12 protein-coding genes are annotated in these 11,778 nt (G+C 68.8%); 8 read left to right on the top strand and 4 right to left on the bottom strand.

The window, feature by feature from the left end:
• The first annotated feature begins 44 nt into the window (after positions 1-44).
• Positions 45-380: a VOC family protein gene (locus tag ACFY9I_RS38650; protein WP_391011076.1), complete on the top strand. Its 336-nt coding sequence runs from the start codon at positions 45-47 to the stop codon at positions 378-380.
• Between the two features lie 28 nt (positions 381-408).
• Here ACFY9I_RS38650 and ACFY9I_RS38645 read toward each other — a convergent pair whose 3' ends face one another.
• The 3 genes from ACFY9I_RS38645 to ACFY9I_RS38635 are packed head-to-tail and all read right to left on the bottom strand — an operon-like array spanning position 409 to position 1,737.
• Entirely contained in the window at positions 409-687 is a 279-nt protein-coding gene (locus ACFY9I_RS38645) for a DUF397 domain-containing protein (protein ID WP_391011074.1), read from the bottom strand.
• Entirely contained in the window at positions 680-877 is a 198-nt protein-coding gene (locus ACFY9I_RS38640; RefSeq protein ID WP_391011071.1) for a DUF397 domain-containing protein, read from the bottom strand. The genes ACFY9I_RS38645 and ACFY9I_RS38640 overlap by 8 nt, the downstream gene beginning before the upstream one ends.
• Before the next feature lie 11 nt (positions 878-888).
• Entirely contained in the window at positions 889-1,737 is an 849-nt protein-coding gene (locus ACFY9I_RS38635; protein WP_391011069.1) for a Scr1 family TA system antitoxin-like transcriptional regulator, read from the bottom strand.
• Between the two features lie 142 nt (positions 1,738-1,879).
• On the opposite strand from ACFY9I_RS38635, the gene ACFY9I_RS38630 reads away from it, so the two are divergent.
• From ACFY9I_RS38630 to ACFY9I_RS38620, 3 genes are all read left to right on the top strand, one after another.
• A complete protein-coding gene (locus tag ACFY9I_RS38630; RefSeq protein WP_391011066.1) occupies positions 1,880-2,311 on the top strand; it encodes an ATP-binding protein in 432 nt (143 codons plus the stop codon).
• 56 nt (positions 2,312-2,367) lie between these two features.
• Complete coding sequence (locus ACFY9I_RS38625) at positions 2,368-3,375, top strand: NlpC/P60 family protein (RefSeq protein WP_391011064.1); 1,008 nt, start codon at positions 2,368-2,370, stop codon at positions 3,373-3,375.
• 236 nt (positions 3,376-3,611) lie between these two features.
• Positions 3,612-4,334 carry a phosphatase PAP2 family protein gene (locus ACFY9I_RS38620; RefSeq protein WP_391011062.1) on the top strand — a complete coding sequence of 241 codons (723 nt, stop codon included), beginning with the start codon at positions 3,612-3,614 and terminating at the stop codon, positions 4,332-4,334.
• Positions 4,335-4,511: 177 nt separating this feature from the next.
• Here ACFY9I_RS38620 and ACFY9I_RS38615 read toward each other — a convergent pair whose 3' ends face one another.
• Positions 4,512-6,095, bottom strand: a complete 1,584-nt coding sequence (locus ACFY9I_RS38615) for an FAD-binding protein (RefSeq protein WP_391011060.1) — start codon at positions 6,093-6,095, stop codon at positions 4,512-4,514.
• Between the two features lie 1,156 nt (positions 6,096-7,251).
• On the opposite strand from ACFY9I_RS38615, the gene pstS reads away from it, so the two are divergent.
• The 4 genes from pstS to pstB all read left to right on the top strand — a co-directional run bounded on the left by pstS (position 7,252) and on the right by pstB (position 11,480).
• Positions 7,252-8,382, top strand: a complete 1,131-nt coding sequence (gene pstS, locus ACFY9I_RS38610) for a phosphate ABC transporter substrate-binding protein PstS (RefSeq protein WP_391011058.1) — start codon at positions 7,252-7,254, stop codon at positions 8,380-8,382.
• A gap of 137 nt (positions 8,383-8,519) precedes the next feature.
• Positions 8,520-9,527: a phosphate ABC transporter permease subunit PstC gene (gene pstC, locus ACFY9I_RS38605; protein WP_391011055.1), complete on the top strand. Its 1,008-nt coding sequence runs from the start codon at positions 8,520-8,522 to the stop codon at positions 9,525-9,527.
• Positions 9,524-10,579 (top strand): phosphate ABC transporter permease PstA, encoded by a 1,056-nt coding sequence (gene pstA, locus ACFY9I_RS38600; protein ID WP_391011052.1) that lies wholly within the window; start codon positions 9,524-9,526, stop codon positions 10,577-10,579. The genes pstC and pstA overlap by 4 nt, the downstream gene beginning before the upstream one ends.
• 124 nt (positions 10,580-10,703) lie before the next feature.
• Positions 10,704-11,480 carry a phosphate ABC transporter ATP-binding protein PstB gene (pstB, locus tag ACFY9I_RS38595; RefSeq protein WP_391011049.1) on the top strand — a complete coding sequence of 259 codons (777 nt, stop codon included), beginning with the start codon at positions 10,704-10,706 and terminating at the stop codon, positions 11,478-11,480.
• The last annotated feature ends 298 nt before the right edge of the window (positions 11,481-11,778 follow it).

The raw sequence follows: 11,778 nt of genomic DNA, 5'->3' as shown, positions 1-11,778 counted from the left end.
CTGGGTCGGTGACCGCCTCCGCCGTTCCGTGCCATCCTGCACCGATGCTGAGAATCGGATCGATCGTGCTGAACGTCTCCGACCGCGACCGGGCATCCGCCTTCTGGAGCACCGCCCTCGGTCACACCCCTCGCCCCGGCCGGCCCGAGGTGCTGACCCCGTCCGGCGGCACCGGGCCGCTGCTGTGGCTGGACGAGGACGACCGTACGCATCTCGACCTCTGGACCGACAGCGCAGAGGAACAACAGGCCGAGGTGGAGCGCCTGTTGGCGCTGGGCGCCACGCGGGTGGAGTGGGAGTACCCCGAGGGCGCGGACTTCGTCGTACTCGCGGACCCGGAGGGCAATCTCTTCTGCGTGATCAACACGGCGGCACCGTGAACAACCACCCGCCCTCCGGGGTGCGTTCCTAGGCCTTCGGCTGCCTCACCGTCGGTTCGAAGCCCTCGACGCCCTCCACGAAGTGGTCGAACTCCCCTGCCTGTACGCCCAGTACGAACGCGTCCCACTTTCGGCGGTTCGTCGTCACGACGTTGTCCGGGTCGCTGGTCTCGCGGATGTAGACGGGGGCTTCCGGGTCGTCCTCGCCGTCGCCCTTCCCGAAGGCGAGTTCGATCCAGGGGCCGGGGCCGGTGACGTCGTCGGGGGCGGCGCGGATCCAGTCGAGGTCGGAGGGGACGTCAGACACGGTCGGGTTCCTTGCCGAGGTCGAGTTTGAGTACGTGGAGGAGGGCGCGGAAGCCTTCCGGGGTGGCGTCGAGTATGGCTTGGGTGGGGTCGGCTGATTCGGTGAGGTGGATGGTGGCCCTGCCGGTGGCTATGTGGACGCAGGAGGCGCCCTCGGAGCAGTACGACGACTTCTGCCAGCGTGGATTCATGGGCGTTCCCTTCACAGATCTCGCATCACGTTGTGGATGAGGTCTCGGGTCTTTTCGGGAGCGAGCGCGACGGCTTCGATCCGGTCGAACAAGGTGCGGTACTTGTGCAACTGTGCCTCGGCGTCGAGGAACGCGAGGCCGTGGGACTGGTCGAGATAGACGGTGTCCAGCTGTGGCACATGGGCGAAGGCGTAGTGGATCGACTGCCCGGACCCCGGGTAGGCACCGGCGTCGAAGGTGATCGCGCGCAAGGTGATGTGGGCCCGGTCGCTCATGTCGAGCAGGTGCTGCAACTGCTGTCGGGCAACCGTGGAGCCGCCGACGCGCATGCGCAAGGCGGCCTCGTGGATGATCGCCTCGTAGGGAGTCGGGTCGTTCTCGCGGAAGAGGATCGCCTGCCGCTTGATGCGGAACGAGAGCCGGTGCTCGATGTCGGGTGGCGAGAGTTCGGTGACCGCCTGGCGGAAGATCTCAAGGGCGTACTCACGAGTCTGGAGCAGCCCGGGGATGCGGGCTGTGATGGCGTCACGCAACGACGCGGCGTGGTGCTCCAGTTCGGCCAGGTCGAGGAGCGGGCTGGGGAGCAGCTCGCGGTACTCCTCCCACCAGCCGCGCTGCCGGGTGCGCGTCATGCGGGCCAGGGCTTCGACGAGAACCTTGTCCGAGCACTCATAGTGGCAGGCCAGCATGCGGACCCGGTCGGGGCTTACGCCCATGCGGCCGGCTTCCGTATTGCTGATCTGGTTCTGCTTGATGCCCAGCAGTCGGGCCGCCTCCGTCGATGACAGCCCTGCGCGTTCGCGCAGTTTGCGCAACTCCGCTCCGAGCCGGGCTTCGCGGCCGGTGGGAGTGCTCTTCATGGGCACGGTCGTTCTCCCGCCATGTCACCCACACGGGTTGCTAAGTCAGAGATTCTGCCAGCTGGGACTAATAGCTTATTCAGGCCCGCTAGATTGCTGCGCAGAGCGTCCATTCAACTCCCCTCAGTGACCGGAGACTTCCATGGCCACCGTATCCCCGTCCTGGAACTACACCCTTCGACTTCCCCGTGATCCCCGGTCGCCCGGCGTAGGTCGCGCCACCCTCCGGACGGTGCTCGCCACCCATGGGCTCTCCGAACTCAGCCCCACGGCTGAACTGTTGGCCACCGAACTGCTCACCAACGCGCATCTGCACACCTCGCGGGAGTACGCCCTGCGGGTCTTCGAGGCCGGGGGGCGGTTGCGGGTCGGGGTGTGGGACCAGGACCGGCGGGTGCCGGCCGGGTTCGGGGGCGACGTGCCCGTCGCAGAGGACGCCGAGGGTGGGCGGGGGCTGCGGCTCGTGCGGGCGTGTTCCGAGGGGCGGGGGATCTCCGCGATGGTGGAGTCGGGGGTCCGTCTGGGCGGGAAGTTGTTGTGGGTCGACTGCGGGGCGTCGGGTGATCATTCCTAACAGGACCGCCCGCACTTACACTGGCCGTCGGCGGACTGGCGCGCGGTGAGGGGCGGTTGACGGTGCGTAAGGCGTGGATCGTGGTGATCGCTGCCGGCAGCGCCGGGCTCGCCTTCGTGATGGTGCTGGTCGTGGGCGTGTACCTGGTCGCCGGGAATCTCGCGGCCGGGGTCGGCGGGAAGTCGGTCGGACTGGCGAAGGGGGCCGTGCCCGCCGCCTATCAGGCGCTCGTGCAGAAGTGGGGCAATCTCTGCGACGCCATCAATCCGGCGCTGCTGGCCGCACAGCTCTACCAGGAGAGCGGGTTCAACCCTAAGGCGCAGAGTCACGCCGCAGCGCAGGGGATCGCGCAATTCATTCCGGGGACCTGGGCCACCCACGGTCTCGACGGGGACGGCGACGGCGACCGTGACGTCTGGGACCCGAATGACGCGATTCCATCGGCCGCCTCGTACGACTGCTCGCTCGCGAAGTACGTGAAGGACGTACCCGGCGATCCGACGGCGAACATGCTCGCTTCCTACAACGCGGGGGCGTACGCCGTCATCAAGTACGGGGGTGTCCCGCCGTACAAGGAGACGCAGAACTATGTGAAGACGATCAAGACGCTGTCGGAGAGTTTCGCCGCGCCCACGACCCGGGTCGATCCGAGCGAGCAGGCCGCCGGGGCCATCGCGTACGCGCAGAAGAAGCTCGGGACGCTGTACCTGTGGGGCGGTACGGGTACCGCTGAGCAGGGCGGACGCTTCGACTGCTCGGGTCTGACGCAGGCGGCGTACGACAGCGTGGGGATCACCTTGCCGCGCGTCGCGAACGATCAGTACAACGCCGGGCCGCACCCCTCGCGGGACGAGCTGCTGCCGGGAGATCTGGTGTTCTTCTCCGACGACCTCACCAACTCCCGCGCCATTCGGCACGTCGGGATTTATGTGGGGGGCGGATACATGATCGACGCGCCGCGGACGGGTGCCGTCATCCGTTTCGACCCGATTGACACCCCCGACTACTTCGGGGCGACCAGGGTCACCGAAGATGGCGCGAAAGCATTGCCCACGACGGTCTGACGGCGCCGTAATTCTCCGTGAACCACTGCCCTGAGCTGCGCAGACGTGTCTCTCTTCGATAACGTCTGAGTGATCATTCAGTGGAGGGTGGAACGCATTGAAGAGGAGTGTGCGTTCCTATTTGACGTAGCGCGTTGACGCTTTACGCGGAGGCACTACGGACACCACGGGGGTGGCAGAGCGCGGCGCACGTACGGGTGCGGTCGCGAGAACGATGACGAAAGGGCCGCAGCACGATGGCTGGACTCGCCGCGCATGCCGCACTCGCCGCTGAATCCGGATCCAATCCCGACGTCGAGCTGCTGTACGAGATCAACGGCCTCGCCAAGGACGCGCCGACCTGGCTCGACCGGGTGATGGAGTTCGTGGGTGAGTACGGTCTGCTCTTCGCGATGGTGCTGCTGATCCTGTGGTGCTGGTGGGGGGTGCGGAAGCGGGGCGGTGAGGATGCCGCATCGTCCGTGGCCGCGTTGGTGTGGGCGCCGTTGGCCGCCGGGATCGCCGTGCTGGTCAATGTGCCGATACGTGGGTTCGTCGAGCGTCCTCGGCCCTTCCTCGATCACGAGGGGCTGGAGGTGCTGGTCTCCGGCAAGACCGACTACTCGTTCGTGAGTGATCACGCGACCCTGATCATGGCGATGGGGGTCGGACTGTTCGTCGCCAACCGGAAGTTCGGGCTGGTCGGGCTGGTCGTCGCACTGCTCGGCGGGTTCATCCGGGTGTACATGGGCGTGCACTACCCGACGGATGTGATCGGTGGGTTCGCGCTGGGGACCGCTGTGGCGTTGTTGTTGTCGCCGCTGGCCATGGCGTTGTTGACGCCGGTGATGAAGGCGGTGGAGCGGTCGCCTCGGGTGGGGTGGGTCGTTCGGGCGCGGGGGAGTGCGGGGCGGCGGGCCGTGATTCCGGGGGCGCGGGTCGAGGCGGTGCCCGCGGAGGAGCGGGATCTGGCTGCCTGAGGGCTCGCCCGGGGTTTTCCTCGCCCCTTCCCGCCCCCTGCCCGTCCCTTCCCAGGGGCTGTGCCCCTTCGACCCCCTTGAGCGCCTAGTAGCTCGGGGGGTTCGGTGTTTTGGCGGGTGCGGGAGCGTCGGGGTTGATCGCGCAGTTCCCCGCGCCCCTGGGGGGCTCCCGGCTGGTTACAGGGACTGGGGGAAGGTGAAGAAGTTCGTCGGGTCGTACTTGGTCTTGATCGTTGCCAGGCGGGGGGCCGCTTCGCCGTAGTAGGCCTTGCGCCAGTTCTTCAGGGTGGGGTCGGTGTAGTTCTGGTAGGCGGCGCCTGAGGCGTGGCGGGTCATGGAGTGGTGGGTCTTGGTCAGCCATGACTGGGCCGTGGTGCCGGGAGTGTCGCGCTTCCAGGAGGCCAGGTACTGGGCCAGCATGCGCGAGCGGCGGTGGACGAAGGCCGTGGCCGTGGGGGAGACGCGGTTCACCTGGCCGCCGAGGGCGGTGAGCTGTATGGAGCCGGCTCCGCCCCGTATGCCGGTGATCTGGTTCAGGAGGGTCTGGATGCCCGCAGAGGAGATCGAACGGTCGAAGAAGTCCGAGCGGGCCGCGTAGGTCTCGCGACCGAGCGCGCCCTTGGGGGAGCGGCCAGGTGTCGTGCCGGGCAGATGGCACTGGGCGTCGGTCGAGAAGGAGGAGCAGCCCGCGTAGCCCTCCATGGCGCTCTCGTACGAGCGGCGCTTGAGGGAGACGCTGCGGGCGGGGGAGCCGACGCGGTCGGCCAGCCGGTCGAGGGCGTTCTCCAGCGCGCCGTACGTGCCGAGGGAGAAGGCGGCGACCGAGACGGAGGGAGTGCCCCCGTTCTGGATGTGGCAGGAGGACCAGATCTCGTCGGGCTGCGTCGGGCCCCACTCCTGCCAGGCCTTCAGTACGGCGGCGGCCCTGGACCACGGCCAGGTGAGGTAGGCGGTGACGCCCTGGGGAGCCGGGTGGGTCCTGAAGCGGAGTTCGGTGACGACGCCGAAGTTGCCGTTGCCGGCGCCGCGCAGGGCCCAGAAGAGGTCCTTGTTCGTGGTCGCGTCGGCGGTGAGCTGCTTGCCGTTCGCCGTGATCAGGGTGGCCCGGGTGAGGCTGTCGCAGGTCAGGCCGTAGGCGCGGGAGGTCACGCCGTGGCCGCCGCCGAGGGTCAGGCCGGAGACGCCGACGGTGGGGCAGGAGCCGGCGGGGATCGTCACGCCCTTCGCGGCCAGGGCCCGGTAGACGTCGATGAGCTTGGCGCCGGCGCCGACCACGGCCTCGTTCGCGGAGGCGCGGACCTTGTTCAGCTTGGAGACGTCGATGACGAGGCGTCCGTTGCCGGAGGACCAGCCGGCGTAGGAGTGGCCGCCGTTGCGGATCGAGACCTGGATGTCGTGGGCCTTGGCGTAGGCGAGGGTGGTGCGGATGTCGTCCGGGTGGGCCACGTAGGCGACGGCGGTGGGCCTGAGGACGTCGAAGCGGGTGTTGTAGAGCTGGCGGGCCGTGGACCAGGCCTTGTCGCCGGGGCGGATCAGGGGGCCGTCCAGGTCTCGGGCCAGGGCGGACCAGTTGGCGGCGGTGGCCTTGGAGGTGGGCGTGGAGCCCTTGCCCATGCCCGTGCCGTCGGCTGTGGTCGTCCGTAGGGCGGTGTCCGTGGCGCGGGTGGTGCCCCCGCCGGTAGGGCCCGCGCCCGTGCAGGCGGAGGTGGCCAGTCCAGCCAGTGCGGCCGCGCCGCCGCCGATGAGGGTGCGCCGTTCCATGAGTGCCTCCCGAGGCGGCGTGAAGGGGTCGTGGAACGAGACGGGGATGGTGGGGTCGAGGTTCCCGGGGGACCAGGCCGGTCAGGCGACGTTCGCCCCGCCGCGACGCCCGGCACGCTCCCTCACTGCCTTGAGGGCGTCGGAGGTGCCCCCGCTCGCGCACCGGGCACAGCCCACGTGCGACCCGTACGAGGGCTTGCACCCGGCACACCGAGATCACGCATCGCCACTCTCGGCTCCGCTCGATCGAGAGGGAGAGCCCCCACGACGCCGCTCCTTGACGGGCGAACGTTGTCTGACGCGGGCCCCAGGGGCTTCTTGCGGATCTCCGTGGGAGGGAGCGGCGTCCTGTGCCTGCGATCGGCGCCCTGTGCCTGTGATCGGCGTGCGGTGCCTGTGGTCGACGTGCGGTGCCTGCGAGCGGCGTGCGGCGTGCGCGTGCGGTGCCTGTGATCGGCGATCGGCGGTCGACGTGCTTGCCTGCGAGCGGCGGCGGCGAGTGGCGAGAGCGCGTGCGTGGCGAGTGGCGAGAGCGCGTGCGTGGCGAGTGGCGAAAGTGGCGCCAGCCGCGCGACGCCCGCCTTCGGGCGCCACGCCGAGAGCACGCGCACCGGGCGCCGCGCGGCCGCCCTTCGGGCGACGACGCCACTTTCACAACAGGCCCTTGTGCCGGTGCGCGTCCGGGGCGTGCGGAAGCGTGGGAGCTTGCGGCGCAGTTCCCCGCGCCCCTTTTTGGAGTGAACGGGGGCTTGAACCGGAGCCTCTTCCTCTCCGTAATTGATTGAATGCGGAGAGTTGCCAAATGATGGGGCCCAGGGAACCTTCTGGAGCTCTCGGGGCTCTTGGGGCGTGTGAGGTGATCGGTGGGGGTCTCGGGCGTCGGAATGCTCACGCGCTCTCCCCGTGAGCATTCCGTGACCTCACCGCACTGTCGGCAGGGGTTCACTCGCCGTTCACTTCCGTCCATCGGCGGCTTCACCTGATCTGCCTAATTTCGGCCTTACCCGGTGCGGGATGCGGACCGAAATGCGGCCTCGCGACCCGTGACGACAGCAGTCTGAGGGACCAGAGGCATCCGCAGTACGGGTCCCGATGCTGATACGACGACTTCGCACGCCGCCATGTGGACGGCGGCTCCTGGAAGGAACTCCCGAAAGTGAAGCTTCAGCGCAAGAACCGCCTGCGCGCCCTTTCTCTCGGTGCTGTCGCCGTCACCGGCGCCCTGACCCTCAGCGCGTGCGGGTCCGACGACACCGGCGGCACGAGCGGCGCCGGCAACGGCACGGCGACCGCCAACAGCAACATCGACTGCGGCGAAGCCAAGGGCCAGCTTCTGGCCGACGGCTCCTCCGCGCAGAAGAACGCGATCGACGCCTGGGTCAAGCAGTACCAGGGCGCCTGCCGGGACGTCGTCATCAACTACAAGGGCAGCGGTTCGGGCGCCGGTATCACCGCGTTCACCCAGGGCCAGGTCGCCTTCGCCGGCTCCGACTCGGCGCTGAAGCCCGAAGAGGTCTCGGCCTCCAAGAAGGTCTGCACCGGCGGGCAGGGCATCGACCTGCCGATGGTCGGCGGCCCGATCGCCGTGGGTTACAACGTCCCGGGTGTCGACAACCTGGTCCTGGACGCCAAGACCCTCGCCCTGATCTTCGACAGCAAGATCACCAACTGGAACGACAAGGCCATCGCGGCGCTCAACCCCGACGCGAAGCTGCCCGACCTGAAGATCCAGGCCTTCCACCGCTCGGACGAGTCCGGCACCACGGACAACTTCACCAAGTACCTGATCGCCGCTGCCCCCGACGACTGGAAGTACGAGGGCGGTAAGGCCTGGCAGGCCAAGGGCGGCCAGTCCGCGCAGGGCTCCTCCGGTGTCGCGCAGGGCGTGAAGGAGACCGAGGGCGCCATCTCCTACATGGAGCTCTCCTACGCCAAGGACGGCATCACCACGGTCGACGTCAAGACCGGTGCCGCCGAGCCGGTGAAGGCGACCGTCGAGAACGCCACCAAGGCCATCTCCGAGGCCCAGGTCGTCGGCACCGGCAAGGACCTCGCGCTGAAGCTGAACTACACGCCGACCGCCGAGGGTGCCTACCCGATCACCCTGGTCACCTACGAGATCGTCTGTGACAAGGGCAACAAGGCGGAGACCCTCCCCGCCACCAAGTCCTTCCTCACCTACATCGCCTCGGAGGACGGCCAGGCGCTGCTCTCCGGGGCCGGATACGCCCCGATGCCCGAGGAGATCATCGCCAAGGTCCGCACGACCATCTCGGAACTGAGCTGACCTGAGTGCGGCCCGGCCCCGACCGGGACCGGGCCGCACCGTCCGGTGCACCGCCGCCAGGAGTCTCCCCCCACCGGGGGCGGCTCCGCCCCGAGCCGCCGCCCGCACGACGACGGCTCCGCAGACCGGAGAACCTGATGGACATATCGCTCAAAGACACTTCCGCCCCGCCCCTCCCGCCGACGTCCGAGACCGCCGAGCAGAAGCACGCCGCACGTGCCGCCACCCGCCCCGGCGACCGGATCTTCCTTGGGCTGTCCCGCGGATCCGGCATCTTCCTGCTGGCGCTCATGGCGGCCATCGCCGTGTTCCTCAGCTACCGAGCCGTGCTCGCGATCAGCAAGGACGAGGGCAACTTCTTCACCACCTTCGAGTGGAACCCCACCGGGAACCCGCCGGTCTTCGGCATCGCGGTCCTCGCCTTCGGCACCGTCGTCTCGTCGGTCATCGCCATGGCCATCGCGGTCCCGGTCGCGGTCGGCATCGCCCTCTTCATCACGCACTACGCCCCGCGCAGGCTCGGCGGCCCCATCGCGTACGTGATCGACCTGCTCGCCGCCGTGCCGTCCATCGTCTACGGCCTCTGGGGCGCCCTGGTCCTCGTACCGCAGCTCGACGGGCTCTACGGCTGGCTGAACGACTACCTCGGCTGGACCGGCATCTTCTCCTGGCAGGGCGGCGCCCCCCGTTCGATGCTCACCGTCGGCATCCTGCTCGCGATCATGATCCTGCCGATCATCACCAACGTGAGCCGCGAGGTCTTCCGCCAGGTCCCGCGGATGCACGAGGAGGCCGCCCTAGCCCTCGGCGCCACACGCTGGGAAGTCATCCGCATGGCGGTCCTGCCGTTCGGACGCTCCGGTGTCATCTCCGCCTCGATGCTCGGCCTCGGCCGCGCGCTCGGCGAGACGATGGCCGTGGCGATGGTGCTGTCGTCCAGCTTCGACATCAGCCTCAGCCTGCTCGACCCGGGCGGCGGCACCTTCGCCCAGAACATCGCCAGCAAGTTCAGTGAGGCCACCGTGATGGGCCAGGACGCCCTCATCGCCTCCGGTCTGGTGCTGTTCGTCATCACCCTGCTGGTCAACGGCGCGGCCCGGCTGATCATCGCCCGCCGCAAGGAGTTCTCGGGGGCCAACGCATGAGCAACGCAACTCTCTCCCCGAAGGGCCCGAGCACGCTGCGCGCCGCGTCCCTGCCCAAGTGGTTCGCCTGGGCGGTGGCGGCCGGCTCGGTCGCGCTGGGCCTCGGCATCAGCGCCGCGGCCGGTCTCGAGAGCTCGGTCCAGTGGGCCCTGATCGCCGGCCTCCTCTTCGTCCTCGGCTCGTACGGCATCGCCGCGCGTGTCGAGGGCAGGCGGCAGGCCAAGGACCGCGTGGCGACCAGCCTCGTCTGGGTCGCGTTCCTGCTCGCCGTCATCCCGCTGGCCTCCCTCATCTTCGAGACGGTCAAGCGCGGTGTGAAGGTCCTCGACGGCTACTTCCTCAGCCACTCGATGGGCGTGGTCGCCACCTCCGAACCCGGCGGCGGCATCTACCACGCCATCCTCGGCACCCTGGAGCAGGTCGGCCTGGCCGCCCTGATCTCCGTGCCGATCGGTGTGCTGACCGCGATCTACCTGGTCGAGTACGGCCGGGGCAGGCTCGCCAAGGCCGTCACCTTCTTCGTCGACGTCATGACGGGCATCCCGTCGATCGTCGCGGGTCTGTTCGTCCTCAGCACCTGGATCCTGATCCTGAAGATGGGTCCCTCCGGCTTCGCCGGCGCGATGGCGCTGACCATCCTGATGCTGCCGGTCGTCGTCCGCTCCACCGAGGAGATGCTCAAGCTCGTCCCGAACGAGCTGCGCGAGGCCTCGCTGGCGCTGGGCGTGCCGAAGTGGCGCACTATCCTGAAGGTCGTCCTGCCGACCGCCATCGGGGGTATCACCACCGGTGTGATGCTCGCGGTCGCCCGTATCGCCGGTGAGACCGCCCCGGTCCTGCTGCTGGTGTGGGGTTCGAACTTCATCAACGCGAACCCCTTCTCCGACCCCCAGGCCTCGCTGCCGATGTACATCTATCTGCAGTTCCAGCAGAGCGGCGGTTCCGGAGCGGCGTACGACCGTGCGTGGGCGGCGTCGCTGACGCTGATCGCCTTCATCATGATCCTGAACCTGGCGGCCCGCGGCATCGCCCGCTGGAAGGCCCCACGATGACCCAGATGACAACGTGCGGCTCCGCCGCGCGGCCGGTCGCTGACGCGGCCATACAGCGACCAGATCCCCGCGAATTCCCCGCGCAGCCCCCGGTGAATTCCTCGCGAAAGAAGCAGTGATTTCCATGGCCAAGCGAATCGACGTCAGCGGCCTCAACGCCTATTACGGCTCCTTCCGGGCCATCGAGGACATCTCGATGACCGTCGAGCCCCGTACCGTGACGGCCTTCATCGGCCCCTCCGGCTGCGGCAAGTCCACGTTCCTGCGCACCCTGAACCGGATGCACGAGGTGACGCCGGGCGGCCGGGTCGAGGGCAAGGTCATGCTCGACGACGAGGACCTGTACGGGCACGGGGTGGACCCGGTGTCAGTGCGGCGTGAGGTCGGCATGGTCTTCCAGCGCCCGAACCCGTTCCCCACGATGTCGATCTACGACAACGTGGCGGCCGGTCTGAAGCTCGTCGGCACGAAGAAGAAGTCCGAGCTGGACGACATCGTCGAGAAGTCCCTCAAGGGCGCGAACCTCTGGAACGAGGTCAAGGACCGCCTGGGCAAGCCGGGCTCCGGCCTCTCCGGCGGCCAGCAGCAGCGGCTGTGCATCGCGCGGGCGATCGCGGTCGAGCCGAAGGTGCTGCTGATGGACGAGCCGTGCTCGGCGCTGGACCCGATCTCGACGCTGGCCATCGAGGACCTCATCGGTGAGCTGAAGGAGCACTTCACGATCGTCATCGTGACGCACAACATGCAGCAGGCGGCGCGGGTGTCCGACCGGACGGCGTTCTTCAACCTCGCGGCCGTCGGGCAGCCGGGCAAGCTCATCGAGATCGACGACACGGAGCGGATCTTCTCCAACCCGTCCGTCCAGGCCACGGAGGACTACATCTCCGGGCGCTTCGGCTAGACCGACCTCCTGAAACCCCTCGCGGTGCTGCATGGCGGTGCCGCCGCGAGGTACGAAGGCGCCCGCCCTCCGACTGCCGGAGGGCGGGCGCCTTTGGGCTCGTGGGGGATTCTCCTCGCCCCCGCCGCCCCTACCCGTCCCATCCCCCAGGGGCCCGCGCCCCTTCGACCCCCGTCCGCGGGCCGGTGGGGCTTCTCGCGCAGTTCCCCGCGCCCCTGTCGGGCGCGGTCCGCCGCGGCCGTATCGGGCTCAGAGGAACGCCAGGTTCACGATCCAGTAGCTTGCCGCGGCCACCAGG

The sequence above is a fragment of the Streptomyces sp. NPDC012510 genome (genome assembly GCF_042955065.1).
Taxonomy (GTDB): Bacteria; Actinomycetota; Actinomycetes; order Streptomycetales; family Streptomycetaceae; genus Streptomyces.
The sequence above is the reverse complement of the archived record's forward strand: the minus strand, read 5'-3'. Positions and strand labels throughout refer to the sequence as shown.

Coding starts and splice junctions, on each gene's coding strand:
- ACFY9I_RS38650 (WP_391011076.1), top strand. CDS start 45: ATGCTGAGAATCGGATCGATCGTGCTGAACGTCTCCGACCGCGACCGG.
- ACFY9I_RS38640 (WP_391011071.1), bottom strand. CDS start 877: ATGAATCCACGCTGGCAGAAGTCGTCGTACTGCTCCGAGGGCGCCTCC.
- ACFY9I_RS38635 (WP_391011069.1), bottom strand. CDS start 1,737: ATGAAGAGCACTCCCACCGGCCGCGAAGCCCGGCTCGGAGCGGAGTTG.
- ACFY9I_RS38630 (WP_391011066.1), top strand. CDS start 1,880: ATGGCCACCGTATCCCCGTCCTGGAACTACACCCTTCGACTTCCCCGT.
- ACFY9I_RS38620 (WP_391011062.1), top strand. CDS start 3,612: ATGGCTGGACTCGCCGCGCATGCCGCACTCGCCGCTGAATCCGGATCC.
- ACFY9I_RS38615 (WP_391011060.1), bottom strand. CDS start 6,095: ATGGAACGGCGCACCCTCATCGGCGGCGGCGCGGCCGCACTGGCTGGA.
- pstC (WP_391011055.1), top strand. CDS start 8,520: ATGGACATATCGCTCAAAGACACTTCCGCCCCGCCCCTCCCGCCGACG.
- pstA (WP_391011052.1), top strand. CDS start 9,524: ATGAGCAACGCAACTCTCTCCCCGAAGGGCCCGAGCACGCTGCGCGCC.
- pstB (WP_391011049.1), top strand. CDS start 10,704: ATGGCCAAGCGAATCGACGTCAGCGGCCTCAACGCCTATTACGGCTCC.